The 18539-nt window shown below is 48.5% G+C and carries 15 protein-coding genes; 6 read left to right on the top strand and 9 right to left on the bottom strand.

The window, feature by feature from the left end; all coding sequences use genetic code 11:
• The first annotated feature begins 59 nt into the window (after nt 1-59).
• Nucleotides 60-707 (top strand): hypothetical protein, encoded by a 648-nt coding sequence (locus BP95_RS0129180; RefSeq protein ID WP_021253192.1) that lies wholly within the window; start codon nt 60-62, stop codon nt 705-707.
• 41 nt (nt 708-748) lie between these two features.
• On the opposite strand, the gene BP95_RS0129175 is transcribed toward BP95_RS0129180, so the two are convergent.
• On the bottom strand, nt 749-1363 hold the full coding sequence (locus BP95_RS0129175; protein WP_021253193.1) for a DedA family protein: 615 nt from the start codon (nt 1361-1363) through the stop codon (nt 749-751).
• 123 nt (nt 1364-1486) lie between these two features.
• Here BP95_RS0129175 and BP95_RS31670 point away from each other — a divergent pair, with 123 nt between their 5' ends.
• Nucleotides 1487-2620, top strand: coding sequence for a YkvI family membrane protein (locus tag BP95_RS31670; RefSeq protein WP_021253194.1), 1134 nt, complete (start codon nt 1487-1489; stop codon nt 2618-2620).
• 44 nt (nt 2621-2664) lie between these two features.
• Here the strand turns inward: BP95_RS31670 and BP95_RS0129165 are convergent, their stop codons facing one another.
• From BP95_RS0129165 to BP95_RS0129155, 3 genes are read right to left on the bottom strand one after another with little or no spacing between them, the layout of a single operon-like run.
• Nucleotides 2665-6009, bottom strand: a complete 3345-nt coding sequence (locus BP95_RS0129165; RefSeq protein WP_028533875.1) for an AAA family ATPase — start codon at nt 6007-6009, stop codon at nt 2665-2667.
• Nucleotides 6006-7406 (bottom strand): metallophosphoesterase family protein, encoded by a 1401-nt coding sequence (locus BP95_RS0129160; RefSeq protein ID WP_028533874.1) that lies wholly within the window; start codon nt 7404-7406, stop codon nt 6006-6008. Before BP95_RS0129160 ends, BP95_RS0129165 begins: the two co-directional genes overlap by 4 nt.
• Nucleotides 7407-7410: 4 nt before the next feature.
• Nucleotides 7411-8544: a glycosyltransferase family 4 protein gene (locus BP95_RS0129155; protein ID WP_021253197.1), complete on the bottom strand. Its 1134-nt coding sequence runs from the start codon at nt 8542-8544 to the stop codon at nt 7411-7413.
• A 100-nt stretch (nt 8545-8644) separates the two neighbouring features.
• Here BP95_RS0129155 and BP95_RS0129150 point away from each other — a divergent pair, with 100 nt between their 5' ends.
• Entirely contained in the window at nt 8645-9811 is a 1167-nt protein-coding gene (locus tag BP95_RS0129150; RefSeq protein ID WP_021253198.1) for a GGDEF domain-containing protein, read from the top strand.
• Nucleotides 9812-9884: 73 nt separating this feature from the next.
• Here the strand turns inward: BP95_RS0129150 and BP95_RS0129145 are convergent, their stop codons facing one another.
• A complete protein-coding gene (locus tag BP95_RS0129145; protein ID WP_028533873.1) occupies nt 9885-10646 on the bottom strand; it encodes an ABC transporter permease in 762 nt (253 codons plus the stop codon).
• Nucleotides 10643-11572 (bottom strand): ABC transporter ATP-binding protein, encoded by a 930-nt coding sequence (locus tag BP95_RS0129140; protein WP_028533872.1) that lies wholly within the window; start codon nt 11570-11572, stop codon nt 10643-10645. The genes BP95_RS0129145 and BP95_RS0129140 overlap by 4 nt, the downstream gene beginning before the upstream one ends.
• A gap of 327 nt (nt 11573-11899) precedes the next feature.
• Between BP95_RS0129140 and BP95_RS0129135 the strand changes: the two genes are divergently transcribed.
• Complete coding sequence (locus tag BP95_RS0129135; RefSeq protein WP_028533871.1) at nt 11900-13315, top strand: RsmB/NOP family class I SAM-dependent RNA methyltransferase; 1416 nt, start codon at nt 11900-11902, stop codon at nt 13313-13315.
• A gap of 197 nt (nt 13316-13512) precedes the next feature.
• On the opposite strand, the gene BP95_RS31665 is transcribed toward BP95_RS0129135, so the two are convergent.
• The 3 genes from BP95_RS31665 to BP95_RS0129120 form a co-directional block, all read right to left on the bottom strand.
• Nucleotides 13513-14373 carry a cyclase family protein gene (locus tag BP95_RS31665; RefSeq protein ID WP_051614224.1) on the bottom strand — a complete coding sequence of 287 codons (861 nt, stop codon included), beginning with the start codon at nt 14371-14373 and terminating at the stop codon, nt 13513-13515.
• A 42-nt stretch (nt 14374-14415) separates the two neighbouring features.
• A complete protein-coding gene (locus tag BP95_RS0129125; protein ID WP_021253202.1) occupies nt 14416-15213 on the bottom strand; it encodes a Cof-type HAD-IIB family hydrolase in 798 nt (265 codons plus the stop codon).
• 114 nt (nt 15214-15327) lie between these two features.
• A complete protein-coding gene (locus BP95_RS0129120; RefSeq protein WP_036590710.1) occupies nt 15328-16074 on the bottom strand; it encodes a pseudouridine synthase in 747 nt (248 codons plus the stop codon).
• 299 nt (nt 16075-16373) lie between these two features.
• Between BP95_RS0129120 and BP95_RS31660 the strand changes: the two genes are divergently transcribed.
• A complete protein-coding gene (locus BP95_RS31660; protein WP_051614223.1) occupies nt 16374-17129 on the top strand; it encodes an ABC transporter ATP-binding protein in 756 nt (251 codons plus the stop codon).
• Nucleotides 17126-18514, top strand: coding sequence for an ABC transporter permease (locus BP95_RS0129110; RefSeq protein ID WP_028533869.1), 1389 nt, complete (start codon nt 17126-17128; stop codon nt 18512-18514). Before BP95_RS31660 ends, BP95_RS0129110 begins: the two co-directional genes overlap by 4 nt.
• The last annotated feature ends 25 nt before the right edge of the window (nt 18515-18539 follow it).

Genomic DNA, 18539 nt, shown 5'->3' with positions numbered 1-18539 from the left:
TTCCGTATATAGGGTAATATGTTCTAGGCCCGTCGCGAGGCGGTAGAGGAGGATTTACGATGTGGCGATCTACTCGGCAACGCAGTATAACCATTGTACTGGCCGCAGTCATGATGACGTGGCTGCTTCAAGGATGCACCTCACAGGAGCACAGCATCCCCCCAATTGAAACGGATACACCTTATTCGCACCAGAAAGATTCTCAGGTGAAGCCAGATGAACGCAAGCCTGTAGGGAAACAAAACGAGAAAACCGAAATTGCATCACCAAAGAGCCAATCCTCTCATAACGGTGATTCTACATATACGGATCAAGCTTTTGATCGTGCACACCCTCAATTGAAAGGCATTGTGCTTGCTTCGAACAATGCCGCAGTTAAGGAGCTATGGGGAGAACCTGAGGAGCATTATGTCATGGATGATACCGATCCAATTGACGTGTATCAATACGAAGGCTTCTCTTACGGATGCAAGCAGGATGGGCGAGTCATATTTGTTGAAGTATCTGGTGAGGATACCTCGACAGGAATCCAGGGCTTAACAATTGGAGACAGTGAAGCTACCGCCTCCAAGGTGCTCGGACGTCCAGATCATGATACAGATTATGTGTGGAGCTATGAATTAAAGAACTGCTTGTTGAGACTTGATCTGGATCCGACGACAAACAAGATCCAAGCAGTTAAGCTATTTTCCAACGAGCGCGTATAATGGACTCTATAATAAATGAAACGCCTTGATTCCACGTGGAGTCAAGGCGTTTTATTGGTTCGCATCCGATAACGAATAATAAAGTATGTGATAGTGCCTCCTACCGCAAGCACTACAAGACCACCAAACAGAATCGGGTTCCCCTTCGAGTGAAGCCATCGCACCGCATCACGCCAATGATTTCCCACAATATGTCCAATCGTTAGAAATGTAGCCACCCACAATAATGCACCTGATCCAGCCGCAAAAAGATAAGTTGTCCATTTCATTCTGGACATCCCCGCCAAATAACAAGTCAAATGACGAAGTCCCGGCACGAAATAGCCGAACACAATACTCCAACTTCCATATTTCTGAAACCAGCGCTCTGTTCGTTCAACTCGCTTCGGCGTCAACTTCAACTTCTTCCCGTACCGATCCAGCAAGGGCTTCCCCACCCGACGACCGACTATATAACTGATGAACATCCCGGTCATACTCCCCGCAAGACAGACAGCGAAGGCAAGTGTGTATTGAAATGGGCCATTTACAGTCAAGCTGCCTACAAAGACCATCAGCGTCTCATCCGGTACAGGGATGCCGATGATGCCTAGCGCAAGCAACATAAATAAAGCTATGTATCCATAATTGGACAGCGCCCACATGACTGTCTGCACCGTAAGCCCCCCTCCCGTAATTCGATATCTATTTTATCATAACCATGCAGTCATGTCCGAACCTACTTGCTCATATTTTATAGTAATGCGTACAAGCCTGGCTGGCAAGGAGGCGTCTTAACGTTGAGAAAAGCAGTGTTAGTTATGCAAATTGCATTCACGTATATTGGAACCGTCGTGGGGGCAGGGTTTGCGACCGGACAAGAAATATTGCAATTTTTCACAGCTTATGGGTGGTGGGCTCCCTTTACCATCGCATTGTCGACAGTGCTGTTCATCTGGCTGGGCACGAAGCTGATGCTCCTGTCTCATGACATCAAGGCTCGATCCTATGAGGACATTAATCGCATGCTGTTCGGAGATCGGATTGGCGGAGCAGTCAGTCTATTCACGATGGTCATTATTATTTGCGTCAATAGTGTAATGCTGGCAGGAGCAGGATCCGTGTTCGTGGAGTATCTGCATTTGAACTACCAGATTGGTCTGCTGCTTACATTGGTTGGTTCCTATTGGTTCGTTAGCCGAGGAATGGGCGCCATCTTGAAGCTGAACTCCATCGTCGCACCTACAATGCTTACGTTTACCTTGTTCATTATCATTCATACCATCCAAATGCCAAATGCTGCGCAAGCACTAACGCTGAGCACGGACAAGGCCTTCTATGCAGCATGGAGTGCGCCGCTCTTGTATGGCGCCTTTAATTTAGCAATGGCGCAAGCTGTTCTCGTCCCGCTTGGAGCTTCGATGCCGAACAAAAAAGTGATTCAACTTGGGGGCATTATCGGAGGCGTACTAATTGGATTAATGCTGCTTTCCGGACATTTTGCGTTGGCTGTGTACATGCCTGGTATTACGCAATTCGATATTCCCATGGGTCATATTGCATCCGGACTTGGCGTATTCATTCAATTGATTTATGTCATGCTTATTTTTTCCGAGATCTTTACAACCTACGTTGCCGATGTGTATGGGATTACCCTGCAGATGCATCAACGTACAGGAATTCATCCGAAGCTCCTTATTATCATGATCATGCTATTTTGCTTTCTGTTCAGTCAATTCGGCTTCAAGCCGCTGGTATCTCACTTGTATCCAATATTTGGAGTGTTCAGCCTTGCATGGATATACCTGCTAATTCGTTCATCTGGACAGCGTCCGACTCATACTCATCGTCCGCCGACCGACGCTCCATTTCCTGCAGCGCTGCCACTGCAGCCTGCACGTCAGAAGCATCCAACTTCTCCGCCTGAGAGCTAACAACAGTGAACCTTATATCTAGGTGCAAATAAGGCGCAGTCCCTCTACTGAAGGGAACCGCGCCTATGCTTAAGAGCTATATGCAATCGTTGCATTTCAATCAACCGCACTTCTTCCGGCAATTCACGCTTTATCAAATCAACGACATGAGGATGGCAAGTCGTCATCATGACATGATGCGAATCGGAGAGCGCAATAAGCGCCTTCGCTGCCAATCCTAGCCGTTCCTGATCGAAGTTGACTAGAATATCATCCAGCACGAATGGCACGGATGCCCGGTTCGTTAGCGCTTCTGCAAGCGCAAATCGAATAGCCAGATATACCTGCTCTGCAGTTCCTCTACTGAAATGGTGACTCCATACTACCTGACCATCCGGCCTTGCCAGCGCGATCGTCTTCTCACCGAAGGGAATCAGCACGCGAGTATATCGCCCAGCACTCATCTGCTCCATATAATGGGCAGCACGTTTCAGTACAGCAGGCTGCTTCTCCTCCTCATACAATCTGCGAGTACGTTGCAAGAGTGTCTTGGCAAGCGCCAGAACTGCATAACGGGACGCTTGCTCGTCCAGCTTCGATTCCTGCAGCGCAATTTCCTGATGATGGGAAGCCCCCTCCACCTCTTGCTTCAACCTCTCCCGCTCCTGCTCCAATCTTCCCTTGCGTCCTTCCAGCTCTCGAATCCGTGTATCCAGCTGTTCCATTTGACGTGCGATGGAAATGCATCGCTGCTCGAGCTCACGTCCATCATACTGAATCAGCAGTTCCTCCATTGGTCGAAATGCCGTGCGTTCTCCTCCGCGATACAGCACTGCTTCCAGCTCCCGAACCTGCCGCTCCAGCTCAAGCTTATAGTTGTACGCATCAGCACAATGCAGCAATTCAAAACCAGTGTTCACACCGGCTTCCAGGAGAAGCTTATTCATCGTCTCCTGCATCTGACTGGCATGAATGTGCTTCTCCTTCCACTCATCATCTAAGGAACTGCTGTGAAGCATCAATTGCTGATATTCCTGCTCGACAGCCTGTTCACGCTCGATTCGCTCCAGCAGACGGAATAATCCACCTATCATTGATCCAGACAGAAGCTCCACTCCATCATCATGAGCAGCGGCTCCGTAATGGAACACAGCTTCAGTTCCTTCTTCCCCCAAACCTGCGTCATTCGCCTTCATCGCTTGTTGAGATCGAGTTGTGATCAGATGCTGTGCGGTATGCAGCAAGCTGTTGCAATCCTGCTCGAACAATTCCAGCTGGCCAAGCAGGCGCGCATGCTTCACAGCCGCGCGATGGCGCTGCTGCTCCACTTCTTCGGCTTGTTCCCACCTTCTGCAATGTTCCTTTACACCCGCAGGGGTGAGTCGTTCTGGAAGATTCTCTTGATCGAGCCATGCATGCCAATCGCGTAGACGCCCTTCTTCTTTCTTATGCGCAGCATCCAGTTCCGCTGTAAGCAGTCGACAGCGTCGTTCAGTCACAATCACCGTCTCATACAGAGAACGACAGCGTTCTTGTACATGTAATCGTTCACGATGCCAGGCTCCAACCTCTTGTGCAGTCCTTCTTAGTTCATCGATGCCAGCATCGGGTATACTGCGTGCTGTGCTAGAGAGATAGGGCTGCAATAATTGACGGAGCGCCTCAGCATGCACACGGATTGCATGTTCCAATCCATCTTGCGCACTCTCGCTACGCGCCATCACATCCGCTTTGTCTGAAGAATGCGGTGGAGATTGTGAAGATACATATGCCATTACAACGGTAGCTGCTAGGCCTACCAAGGCAATGACGAGAGCCATTAGCCATTGCTGTGCCATCCACCCGAGCCCGGCAGCCAGCAGCACTACACCTAATCCAAATCCATAGATAATGCGGGAGTGCGCAAACTTCTGCGGACGCGGTGCATTGCGGTTCCTTCGAGAATAGGATTCGTTATGTACTCGTTCCGGTGTAGGAACATGCTCCTTGCCATCACTCGAAGCATTCCACACCCGCATCGCATCTGCTAATGATTGCTCTGCGCGTGCGATATCTGCTGCGCTTCCCTCGTTTGGGGCAAAGCCACTGCCATTCACTCCAGCCGTCTCACAGCGTTCGAGCTGCATCTTGGCATCGTCGTACTCTTTGGCCGCAAGCTGTGCCTCACGGACTGCATGTTCCATCCCGGCTTCTGATTGCGCGATTGCGAGACGACACGCATCCGCACGTCTCTCTGCCAACTGCGCCTGCTCCAAGTATAAGGAAGTTTTGCTCGCCAGCAGCATCTCCGGTGTCCATGATGAATCTGTCTGACGAGAGAGCCGCCATAATTCAGCTTCGGCAGCATTGCATTCCACTTCTGCCTCTCCCGCTGCTTCTCGCCAATGTTGGACGGTATCCGTCAACTGCGCAAGCCGGCGTGTCTCCGACTCCAGATCTAGAAGCTGTTTGAACGGCTCCTTCCCTTTCTTACGGTCAGCTGCTGCTTGCCGCTTCTCTTCGATTCCTCTACAAGCAGCTTCCGTATCAGCAAGCTTCCGATCAAGCTCCCGCCACTGGGCAGCAAGCTCAGGCAGCCTTATTGACAGATCTGTCGGCTGTTCATCCAGCTCTTGCTTGGCGGCTATATAGCGAATCCACGTATCGGCCACGTCGCTTGCGCGTTCAGCCTTAGCCAGTTCCTCCCGTTGTACAATCCGCTGCTCTACACACTGATTCAGTTCTAGCTCTATTCGAGTCAACTGATCTTCTAACTCACTTAGCTTTCCCGCATGACGATGCGCTTCTCGCTGAACTCGTTCTAGCTTGTCCATCGTATGAAGGGTCTGGTTGATCAACTGATTGCGGCCCCTCGGCCGAAACAGTCCATCCATCGATTGCTGCAGCCAACGCTCCGCCTCAGTTATCCCTCTGCCGCCATACAGCCCTGTATCATATAAATAGGCCCCAACCTCGTCATCCTGTAGCGTTTGCAGCTCCTGCAGCTCATCGAGTGTTATGCCAAATAAGCGGCAGAAGAGTCCCGCATTCAATCCCCCTAACAGTTCATCCTCCAATTGAGATTGGCTGATATCTATCAGAACTCCTGTTGCAGACACCTTACGGATACTCGTATGGAGCGAACCATCCCGCTCCCACCGCTCAATCGTCCATTCGGCACCACTTCGATCGAGCACGCTCATCCGTCCCCCATATATAGCCCCTTCGATCGGCACATATCGGGTATGACTGCTTCTCCGCTTCGGCAATCCATACAGCATGTCCCGAATAAAATAGGTAATCGTACTCTTCCCTGCCTCATTAGGTCCATAGAGCAGCGTAATCCCCATATTCGAACCGCGTTCCGCAAGCGGGATTACCGCATCACGGAATCCTCCATACCCCATAAGGTGAATCTGTAATATTTTCATGGACGCTTCACCCCGCTCTGGAGCCACTCAACGGCTAACAGCATCGCTTCTCGCACCCATTCCTCCTGTGTCTCGCTGGATTGGGAGGCAAGCCAATTCCGCAAGCGTGGCTGCTGCAGAAGTGTCTGCAATGCTTCCTGAATCAACGCTTCTCTAGCTGTATCATGCTGTTGTGCCTGACTCGCTATTCGGATCAAGTCTCCTGGGAAGCTATCAGTCGCCTCCCACTGCTCAATATCAATATCAGGTGTACAGCTGATGCGAAGTGCGATTGGCCACAGAATCCCTGACACCTCTTCATAAGAAGCATGGTCAAGCTCTTGTGCTTGCCATGCTTCCCTCCATTGTTCGGTGAAGGATTCCTGCTGCAGCGAGGCATACAAGGGCGTTCGTCCGGTCAGTTCCACACGAATCAGCGTTAATCGCTCCCCCTCTTCACCTTTCCAAGCTGCCATCTTCTCATCAAGCAGCTGCATGATAGATTGAAGTGAACTTATCCCACTAACATCGATCTGCTCCTGACGCCAGCGAACCGTGTCCAATGTTTCGAATTGCAGGTTGACATCACCAAGCTCATTCACATTAACCAGGTAGCAGCCTTTCGCACCTGTTTCTTTTACATGCCTGCCTTGTGTATTGCCGGGATATACAATATAAGGAGACTCGTGCAGCACTTCTCTCTTATGAATATGGCCTAGCGCCCAATAATCATATCCCTTTTCCACAAGCTCTCTCTTGGAGCATGGTGCGTAGGGATCGTGTTCTGCACTTCCATCAACCGTTCCATGAAGCAGACCGATGCGGAACAGTTCATTAGCTGCAACTGACTGTTGACTCCTATGAGTGTTCTCCTCTACTCTATCTGCATGCACCGTACAATCCTCATCCGGGGAAAGGCCATTCCTCGCTTGCACAGCATTCCTTTCAGGACGGCTGGGATACATCGCTGCCAAATTCTCGTATACTGCCATGTCTCCATAAGACATGCCGCATATAACCGCTACCGGCGAGGCATTCTTATTCGGAACAATAACGGCTTGTGGTTTATCCGTGGGGAAAACGGTCACATTGCTTGGCCACTCCCACTTCACCTCGCGATGAAGTGGATCGTGATTCCCATGAATGATATACACGGGAATCTGCTTATCCTGAAGCTGCTCCATCCCCCGCTGAAGCCTCCACTGCGCCTTAAGCGAGCGATCTCTGCCATCGTATAAATCACCGCTAATGACAACAAAGTCTACCTTCGCACGAATTGCTAACCGTACGAGATTGTCCCAGGCAGCGAACGTTGATTCCTGAACTTCTCCCTTCAGCTTATCCGGCAGAACTTGTAGACCGCGGAAGGGGCTATCAACATGCAAATCCGCCGCATGTAGAAAACGAAACGGAATCAATGCCTCACCCCCGCTTCAATTGATAATGTAAATATTTGCGCTTCAATTCATTCACGATACGTGTTAGCGAATAGGTTTGCTTCGCCTTTGCCCACGCAGCCCGCGCAAGTTCATAGCGGAATGATCCATCCATCATCGCTCTCTCCAGCGCATTACAGAGCGCAGTCGGATCATCAGGCGGTACAAGCAGTCCATTCACCCCGTCTTCAATCTGCTCTGCTATCCCGCCAACATTCGTTCCAATAAGAGAAAGCCAGCATAGCGCCGCCTCAGCGAATACAGAACCGAATGCTTCTGCCCGCGACGGTAATACGAAAATATCGAAGAACGGCATAAACTCCTCGGGATGAAGCATATAGCCGTAAAATATCGTCTCATCATATATAGACAGCTCCTGTGCGAGCTGCTCTAGATCCTCCCGAATCGGCCCATCGCCGATAATATGAAGTACATAAGCATGACCCCGCCGCTTTAGCTCTGCACATGCCTGCAGCAGTACATCGAGCCCTTTGGCAGGAACTAAGCGGCACATCGTGATGAGTTGAGGCACCGCATTATCATGGGCGATCGGTTTGAATCGCTTCTCATCAAATCCATTCGGCAGAACCTCTATTCGATCCGCATCATGAACATAAGCCCTCAGATACGTCCGGAAAGAAGCGGACACCGTCATCATCTCATCCACTTGAGACTCCAACTCACGGTATAAGGATGTTAGAAATTGATGCTCCGGTCCATTGGGTTCAATCTTTCCATTTAAGATGAGCTCTTGTTCAAAGCTAGAGTGAACGGTCATAATTACAGGTGTATCCGGGTACAACTGCTTCATTACAAGTCCTACAATGGGATGATGTGCATGTATCAGATCATAGCGATTCGTAAGTCGCAGCTTCGACCACCAGACATAGTCGCGATACGTTTGAACATATTTCTGCACAATCGAACTATCCCCGTACTGCTTCCAATCGAAAGTATGAAAATGGACTTCTTCCTGCCCTTTGCCCCGTATTCGCTTCGGCAGCGAAAAGATCTCCATCTCCCAGTGGGGCGATTGAAATCGATCAAGTATATATGGAATCATGGAGGATACCCCTCCAGGCTGTTCAGGCGGAAAAAACAATGCTTGCAAAATATTCATGCGAGCGCCTCCTTCTTGTTCGCGCTTTTCGCCATTCAACCTTTATGATATATTAGAACATATGTTTCAGTAAAGAACCTTCCCAATGGAGCTGTCATTCATGACTCATTTGGCTAATTCCCTTTCTGAAGTGAACAATGTGATGGGATCAGTGTCTTCCTGTATCCTTTACATTACATTTATTATGATTCTGATGGCGATTCGTCTTTATATCCGTCAGCGATCACCAGCATATATTTTGCTCGTTATCTCCTTATTCCTTATGGCGGCGGAACGTCTGATTGATGTGATTCGTCTGCCATTGCTGGAGTGGAACCCTCATATTTATAACTGGTTTGTCGGTGGCGCGACCTTGCAAGCGTTTTCCTTTGTTCTCGTGAACATGGCGATATACCGGCTCTACAAGAGGCCTACTCGAGGATATCGTGTTCGCTTCTCAGCAATGCTGCTGGTCATCCCAATTGCGACGATGCTGTCTATTCCTTTTGACACGAACATCACACCTACCATCGCTAACGCATGGCCACTGCTTCTATATCTTATGTTCGCAACGCTGTTTTGTTATGTGTGGGTAGCACCCAGAATCGGACAGCGTATCACTTATATATGCAGCTTAGCAGCTTACTTTGCCACGATTTTGCTTACATCTATGAATGCCTTGCTGTTTACATACAATAACAATCAGCTGTTCCTGTTGGAACGGCTACTCCCACTCGCCTATTACTCCCTATTGTTCTTCATCTTGTTCGAGCGCGTGGTCGAACTGCTTCATATGACTTATCGCACTTCTATTACGGATGGGTTGACAGGTCTATTCAATCGAAGACATATTATGAAAGTGATGCAGCAATATATCCGCAACGAGTACAAAATTTCATTTATTTTTTGCGATATCGACAATTTCAAGAAAGTCAACGATACATATGGTCATGATCAAGCAGACGAAATCTTGAAGCAAGTGTCTCTGATTATTCGGGAAGAGGTGGAGGACTATGGCGTACCTGGCCGATTCGGAGGCGAGGAACTAGTGGCGCTGATTACGCATCGCAATGCCCGTACCGAGCAAATCGCTGAGTCAATCCGGCATCGCGTAGAACAGGAGACAACGGTAACCCTTAGCATCGGTCATAGTACGCTGCGCAAATATATGACTTCAGATGATATTGTACGAGAAGCGGATCAGGCGATGTACTATTCCAAAACTCATGGCAAAAATCTAGTCACAAATTATCTCCATATCCAGAAAGCCTCGGGCAATATGTCCTAACAATAAACAACGCCTTCTCCTGCATCTCCATGCAAGGGAAGGCGTTGTCCGTTGTTCCAGATTGAGCGCTATTCTATTGTACGTCTCTTTTGTTGAAAATGATGAGGGACAAGCCAAGAAGCACGATCATATACACGGCAAAAATCGTAACACTGAAACCGAAGCTCGCTTCTTTAAATGGAAGATTGTCTCCACCGTTGAAATACGGCTGCCAGTTCAAATTCGGGAAAATTAAATACTTGTACCACGGCTTGCCAGAGAAGAAGTATATCCCCGCTCCAACGACTGACTTCATCACAATCGGCACGGTAATTGCCAGACCCAAGCTGCGTGTCAGCACAGCTGCTGTCATCGCAAGCAGTGCATAGAACAGTACATCTGGAATTTGGAAGACGATATCTTTCAATATGGACGCCAGTGTAACATCTGCTGACATGAAGCTGAAGAAGATCATTCCGATCACAACACTGCAAATGACCGTGAATACATACACCGACAACAAGATGAGTACTACAGTAACCATCTTAGAGGTAAGTACCGTTGTGCGGCTTGCCGGTCTTATCAACAACTGCTTAATCGTTCCATCTCGATACTCGTCGGTAACGATTTGTGCAGCGACGACCATGATAAAGATGCCAATGAGGGAACTGAACAAGAAGTTGACGTCGCTCACAAAAGCCATATATGGATATGGATCACTTTTGAAAATAAAGAACCGCATTGCAGCAGCTACAATTAACGTAATAACCGCGATAAACGCGTAAAAATAAGGCACTTGGCGCTTGCTGTTCGCCTTCATCCATTCATTTTGCACAAGGGATACGAAGTATCTCATTCAATACGTCCCCCTTTCGTCATGGACAAGAACGTCTCCTCTAATGTAGGCGCCACTGTGCGCACCTCATAAATGAGAACACCCGCTTGAACGAACTTCTGTACGGCTGTAGGAACCTCGTCATGCATCAGTTCAACTTTAACTGCACTGTCATCCTCTACACTTGCCTTCCAAGCTGTAGATGCCAGCACTTCCATCGCTTTCGCGGCATCGTCGACCACGAAGCGAATTGCCATTGCTTGTGATTGTTCGCCCTCTTCATTCGGATCAAGCGATCGTTCCCCGACAAACTTACCGTTCTGAATGATGAGCACTCGATCACACATGAGTTCAATCTCAGACAATAAGTGACTGGATACGAGAATCGAGATATTTTCCTTCTTCGCGAGATGGCGCAAATAATCACGCAGTTCACGTATACCGGCTGGATCTAGACCATTCGTAGGTTCATCCAATATCAAAATGGATGGGTTATGAAGCAGAGCCTGCGCAACACCCAGCCTTTGGCGCATCCCTAGGGAGTACGTCTTAACTTTCTTGTCCAGCGCATTTTCCAAATCTACCAGCTTCACAATTTCCTTAATGCGCTCCTCCGTAATCGGCTTCCCGCTCATACGTACGAAGTGCTGCAAATTTTTGCGTCCGGTCATAAATTTGTAAAGCTCTGGGTTTTCGACAATCGCGCCAACATGAGCCATCGCCTTCGCGCGGTCGGTTCGAATATTATGCCCCTCTATTACAATATTTCCAGAAGTCATCGACATCAGGCCGACCATCATCCGGATCGTCGTCGTCTTCCCTGCTCCGTTCGGGCCAAGGAATCCATATACTTCACCGCGACGTACACTGAATGACAAATCATCGATAATCGTTTTTCCTTTTATCTTTTTCGTGACGTTTTGTAGTTCAACAACGACATCATTCACCATTCATCCGCTCCTTTCTCCTGTCTTACCTGGTTGTTCTCGTAGATGCGTATCTCTAGCTTCCCCTAGTCAAATTGTATCCATGAGTTGATCTTTCCAACCCCGAATCCTACCACATACTCCATACGTACAAGCTTACTATGACGTTTCGCAAAAGTGTCTTACATTATTGTAACCTGTACCTCCAATCACTACTAGAAAATCACAATGATGAATAAGAGATTTCATGCGGTTATTCCCTAAAGATTCAACGTTGCATCGAAGGCCAGCAGTCCGGTAAACTATACAATGCTGATTACTTATACCCATTCGGAAAGGAGCTGTAACATGTCCCTAGAAAAAACAAACTACTCATTACCTCAAGCTTATATTGAGCAGATGAAGCAGATGCTCCCTAAGGATGGGGATGCATTTTTGCAAAGCTATACAGAGCCGCGAACCTTCGGACTGCGTGCCAATCCCGTGAAGTGGCTGACACATCCTGACGCTCGCTCGCGCTCAGAGAAGCTATTCCAGCTGCGCCCCGTGCCTTGGTGCGAAGAAGGATACTATTACGAAGAGAGCTCGCGTCCTGGCAAGCACCCGTATCATGCAGCAGGCTTCTATTATATTCAAGAGCCCTCTGCAATGTCTGCAGTAAGCCTGCTTGATCCACAGCCAGGCGAATTCATCTTGGATTTGGCCGCTGCGCCTGGAGGGAAATCTACCCACATTGCAGGACGGATGCGAGGTGAAGGTGTCCTCATCTCCAATGAGATTCATCCACAGCGCGCCAAAATATTAGCCGAAAATATTGAGCGAATGGGGATCCCCAACACGATCGTCACCCAATCCGATCCACATGCGTTAGCCGCTAAGTTCCCGCAAGCCTTCGATCGGATTATGCTCGATGCCCCATGCTCGGGTGAAGGCATGTTTCGTAAAGATAACGATGCTATCAAGGAGTGGTCTCCTGAGCATGTTGCCATGTGCGCAGCACGGCAATGGGATATTATTCAGGCAGCAGTTACGATGTTGAAGCCCGGCGGGACGATTGCCTATTCCACCTGCACTTTCAACCATCAGGAAAATGAAGGGATCATTGAAAAATGGCTTCAGCATTACGACCAGTTCAAGTTGATTCGCATGGAGCGAATTTGGCCTCATCACTCTGAAGGAGAAGGACATTTTGTAGCCGTGTTGCAGCTACAGGAGGGCGACTCGGAATCAATTGCTTCCACTAGCTCTACTAGCCGTCGCGGCAAGACTGCCCGCAAGGGAGGTGGAACCCGCTCCAACGAAGCGCAGACGGCATTTACACAGTTTGAGGCTTGGATGAAAGAGTTCCTACCTGGGATTCACTTGCCGCAAGGAATGCCCTTGCTGTTCGGGGAAGAACTCTATTGGCTGCCGCAGGGCAATGAATCAGCTGTTCAAGCACTACGAAGTGGAGAGACACTCCAAGGGCTCCGCATCCCTCGTGCCGGTCTGCATCTCGCTCATATACGCAAGAATCGTATTGAGCCCGCCCATGCACTCGCGATGTTCTGCAGTTCTTCAGAGTTAGCTGCTCAATCCATCTCATATGATGTGGAAGATCCGGCCGTGGAAGCCTATTTGCGAGGTGAAGCTCTGCTTCTTGAAGGAGAAAATGCGAATCTGAAGGGATGGACACTTGTCGCAATAGACGGATTGCCAATTGGCTTCGGCAAAGCATCAGGCGGCCAGTTAAAGAATCATTATCCAAAAGGATTGCGCAAATAAAGTAGACTACCTTACAAGAACAGCTTCATGCAAATAAAAAAACCACTGATCTTGCACAATAGAATGCTCCTGAGAGAAGCTTCGATTGTGCAAGGACAGTGGTTCACATGAGTGAATCATTGCATGGGTACTCGCACGGAACCAATTCCAGCATAGCTCCAGTACAATTTCCTCTAGTGTATATCAACATTCCTCGCTTACCCGATTCCAATTGGGTGAATGATGGAGCCGGTAGCTCCCTTCAACTTAAGCGGTGTTACGATAATGACGAACTCGTATACTTCTTCCCTTGCAAGCTGCTCCATATGTAAGCATTCCATAATCGGAACACCTTGATCTACTAATAAGTAGCTGTGAACTTCATGCGTCGGTGAAGGAAGAACTTCATAGGCGATCGTGTCAGCTCCTACTGCTATGGCCCCCTGTTCAACCAGGTACTGTGCTCCTTCTAGATTGACACCGGCATGTCTTTTTAAGAACCGTTGATTGTCCCTCTTCCAATATCGAGCAAACCCCGTTCGTGTCAAGACACAGGTTCCCGGCGTAACCGCTACTCCCTGCTTCGCCTCACACAGTCTAATATCATCAGCTGTAATCGCATAACTGTCATCCAGCACCTCTACACCCAATGCTCTTGGTATGTCCAATAGAACAGCTCGAGCGATGATAGGAGGCATTTGATCGATGCTCAACTTCGATATTCCTTCATGATTCTCCGCATCGGATACCGTCTCTCCACCGTAGAAGTAACGTTCATCACCAATTCTCTTGCTGAAGTGACAGAGGGCATCGATATGCGTCCCTGTATGCTGACCCATCATCGTAAATTCAGAAGCGAACCCTGCCGCTCCTCGCAATCTGCCTTCTGAATCAGAGTGCCTAATGTAGGGCATGTTCCGAAACGGTGCATGTCCATCAAACACTGGTATTCCAGTCTCCAACACATGCTGGAGACTGTAGACCTTGCCGCTCTTGATCAGAGCAAGCAATTCAGGTGTGAACTGCGGCTCTGGCAGCCTGCCATACGGCTTGGCCGAATGATGAAGTTGTTCGTTCATGCTCAGTACCGCCTCCCCCAATTCAACATTGGCTGGGTGCAGCTATTTACAATACTTAAGCAAAGTTGCCGCCACTCCATCCTCGTTGTTCGACAGTGTGACTTCCTGTGCAGCAGCCTTTACTTCAAGAGGAGAATTGTCCATAGCCACGCCCAAGCCAGCGAATTGAATCATCGTCATATCATTATAATAGTTGCCGATAGCCAATACCTGCTCACGAGGTACGCCGCGCATAGCAGCAAGCTGCTTGAGTGCATTTCCCTTCGTTGCATCCTTGTGCATAATATCGATAAAGTAGTCTCCTGAGCGAATAAAGTTGTGCTCATGTGTCCATTGATTCAATTCATGTTCCACTCGATCCATCTCATCCTTTTGCCCGCTCATCGTCAGCTTCACAGGAGCATCAGTCAAGCCCGTCCAACCTGGGAACTGCTTCGGCTCAATCAGGAATTGACGGTATAGATCCAGCATCTCCGGGGTCAACTCGTTCAGCTTGTCCACATAGAGATCAAAAGCTGTATTGATATCGAAGTGAACTCCGTTCTCACGGCAATATTGAATATAAGGCTCCAAGCCAGCGCTCGGGATATCGAAGCGGTGGAGCACTCTGCGCCCTTCTGAAGCAATGGTAGCTGCACCATTATGGGTAATGACAACACCCTCTAGTCCGATTTGCTCTAAATAAGGAAGCGTACTGATCGGACTTCTTCCCGTACACAGCACAATCTCCATACCTTGTGCCGCAGCCTTGCGAATCGCCTCCGCATTCGCGCTGGACAGCGTATGATCGTCATGAAGCAGAGTTCCATCCATATCTAAAGCCACGATGCGATAATTCATCACTGATTTCTCCCTCTCATCTCTATCTTCTGTATCGTATGAACAGTATGATATTCGTAAGTGTAAAGCAGTCCTAGCCAGTTGTTGCTATGGTTAGTATTGCTGATATTGTTGCTATTGCTGCTGTCGTTGGAGCAAGGTAAGCTCTTCTTCCGTACACTCTCTCCACTGACCGAGCTTAAGAGCCGAATCCAATTCCAGTTCGCCCATTCGAATTCGCTTCAAATAAATGACTTGCTTGCCGACTGACTCGAACATTCGTTTCACCTGATGAAACTTTCCTTCTGTAATCGTCAGTTCGATGAAGGAGTGTACGGTTCCATCGGATTGCTCCTCATGGCCACGTATGACAAGATGAGCTGGCTTCGTCACATATCCATCATCCAGCTCTACTCCTTGTTGAAATGCTTCTCCATCCTTGCTGTCAACCCGTCCTCTAACGGTAGCCACATAGGTCTTCGGGACGTGCTTCTTCGGAGACAGCAGTTCATGCGCCAGCTTGCCGTCATTTGTAAGCAGCAGCAAGCCCTCTGTATCTTTGTCCAGCCGGCCTACTGGGAAAGGCTCGAAGTGCCGCAGCTCTTCAGGGAGCAGATCAATCACCGTCCGTTCCCGTATATCTTCCGTAGCAGATATTACGCCTTGCGGCTTATTCAACATAATATATACAAATTCACGATAGCGAATCTGTTCGCCATCCAGCAGCACTTCATCTGCATCGGGATCCACCTGCAAGCCGCTGTCCTTAATTACCCGTCCATTGACTTGAATTAGGCCAATCTTCGCCCATTTTTTAATCTCTGAGCGACTGCCGCAGCCCATATGCCCTAATAGTTTGTCCAGCCTTATCTTTTTTGCCACCGCATGCTCACCTCCATGCTGCACGGTGTGCTTGTGTTCATTCTTCGCTCCTATCTTCTCGTATTGCATTGTGCACAAGCTATTCTGAGCCGTGCTCTTACAGCATACCATGCCAGCTGCGCATATCACAACGAATCGACATCTCATCGATTTAGGTGACAGCATTCTCCCTCCCCCTTACAATATTGTCACAATGCAGTCAAGAGAGAAACTTTCCCTTATAATCATCGTATGGAACACTGTTATGCGCTGGATCGATACATATTTAATCGAAGAAGTAGATAGAAAGGAGGAGCCGAATGTTACGTGTCGAAGGCCTATCACACTCATTTAAGAACGGCCCCGAAACCACCCAAGTACTGCATTCCATCAATTTCGAAGTGAAGCGCGGCGAGATGGTTGCACTGCTCGGCAGCTCAGGTTCTGGTAAGTCAACATTGCTTAACTTAATGGCAGGCTTAATGAAGCCAACTGAAGGAAGCATCTATATTGCAGATCAGGACATTGTGAAACTTAACGAGAACTCACTCGCTGAATTTCGACGCAAGCACATCGGATTCATTTTTCAAGCGTATGAGCTAATAGCCAATTTAACTGTACGTGAAAATGTAGAGCTCCCGCTTATTTTTCAAGGAATTCGTCCATCGGAGCGGAAACAAAAATCGCTGCGCCTGCTTGAACAAGTCGGTATTCCTGACAAGGCTGAGCTGTTCCCTTCCCAATTGTCTGGTGGACAGCAGCAGCGTGTCAGTATTGCACGCTCTCTTATTACCGAGCCATCGGTTATTTTTGCGGACGAGCCTACCGGTAATTTGGATACACGTACAGAAGAAGAAATCATTGCAATCCTGAAAAACTTGAACGAAACCGTCGACACCACCTTCATCATCGTTACCCACGAAATGGAAGTGGCTGAACAAACGAAGCGGATTATTACGTTGAAGGACGGCGTACTGATCGAAGATGGATCGCGCACACGCGTGAGTTCGATAACAGCAGAAGAAGCTGTTCCGGAGGAAAAAATCCTTCAGCCCGTTGGAGGTGAGCAGTCGTGAGAGTACGAGACTACCTCCATCTTTCATGGGATCAGTTGAAGAGACGGAAGGTCGTAACCGGATTATGTGCAGCGGGAATATCAATTGGCTGTGCCGCTATTATTATTGCGATGAGTGTCGGAGAATCTGCACAGACGTTTGCAGAGAAACAGTTGAACACGTACTTGAAAATGGACGAGATTACGGTAACACCAAATACCGGGGTCAGCCAAGGTGGAAATCAAGGAAAAAACAGCGGACAGCAGGCAAAAGGTGCGGATGACGAGAGTATTGAGCGCGGAAAGATTACAGCCCAGAAAATTGAGGTCATTCGCAACATCCCTCATGTCAAGGCTGTTGCGCCATTCCAGCAATTCGGCTATTTGGAAATGTATACGATGGATGATCGTCGGACTGGAATTGAGGTATTTGCGACAGAGCTCAATTCGTTAACTGAATTTGACAATAAGTTTATGCAGGGATCCCCTTCAGACCTTGATGGTACCGTCGTATTGAGCTATGGAGCCACTCTCGGACTTATTGACCAAGAGACGATGGATAACCTGATGGAGCAATTGTCGAACAATCCGTACGACGACTCCTTGATGGAGCAGTATAACAACCTAAACCGTATTCCTACAGCGATGTATCAACGTCAACTTCGGCTCAAGACGATGCTGATGAACGGGGATAGCAAGACCTATATGAGCTCCCCGCTTCGCGTGTCTGCTGTATTGAAGAAGCCAAACGGTGTAAGTGAGAATCAGGTAGCTTACGATAAGAAGCTGTACGTATCTCTTGAAACCGGAAAAATGCTGATGCAGGAGTTGCACATGAATGACGGCAGTACAGAACAAGGTACATACAACAATGTCATCGTAAAAGTAGACGACCAAGCAAATGTAGAACAAGTTGAGAAGCAAATTAAAAAGTTAACGTTAAACACGCAAACAAACCTCCATCAAAAGGATCGACTGCAGGAGAACTTCGCAATCGTCAAGACGATTGCACTTGGAATCGGCATTTTCGTTCTGTTCATCGCCTCAATCTCGATTGTGGTGGCAATGACAATGTCCACGTATCAACGCCGCCGCCAAATCGGCATTATGAAGGTGCTCGGTGCGAATCTAAGACAGATTCGCAACATGTTCATCATTGAGGCGGCACTGCTCGGATTGGTTGGTGGATTGATTGGCGTTATGCTGTCCTACTGGATCGTATGGGGCATTAACGGGGTTACAGCAAGTACAATGTCCGAGAGTACGGGGGATGCGATTATCTTCATCTCCTACTCTAATATTCCGATCGGAATTACATTTGCAATCGTAACAGGCATTCTGTCGGGCATTTATCCAGCCGTCAGCGCCTCTCGTACCGATGCTCTTACCGCAATTAAGCGCGACTAACAGCCATCATTTTTGCGTTGTCTGT

This window comes from Paenibacillus sp. UNC217MF, assembly GCF_000686865.1.
In the GTDB taxonomy this organism is placed as follows: Bacteria; Bacillota; Bacilli; order Paenibacillales; family Paenibacillaceae; genus Paenibacillus_B; species Paenibacillus_B suaedae.
This window is presented reverse-complemented; position numbering and strand designations above follow the sequence as displayed.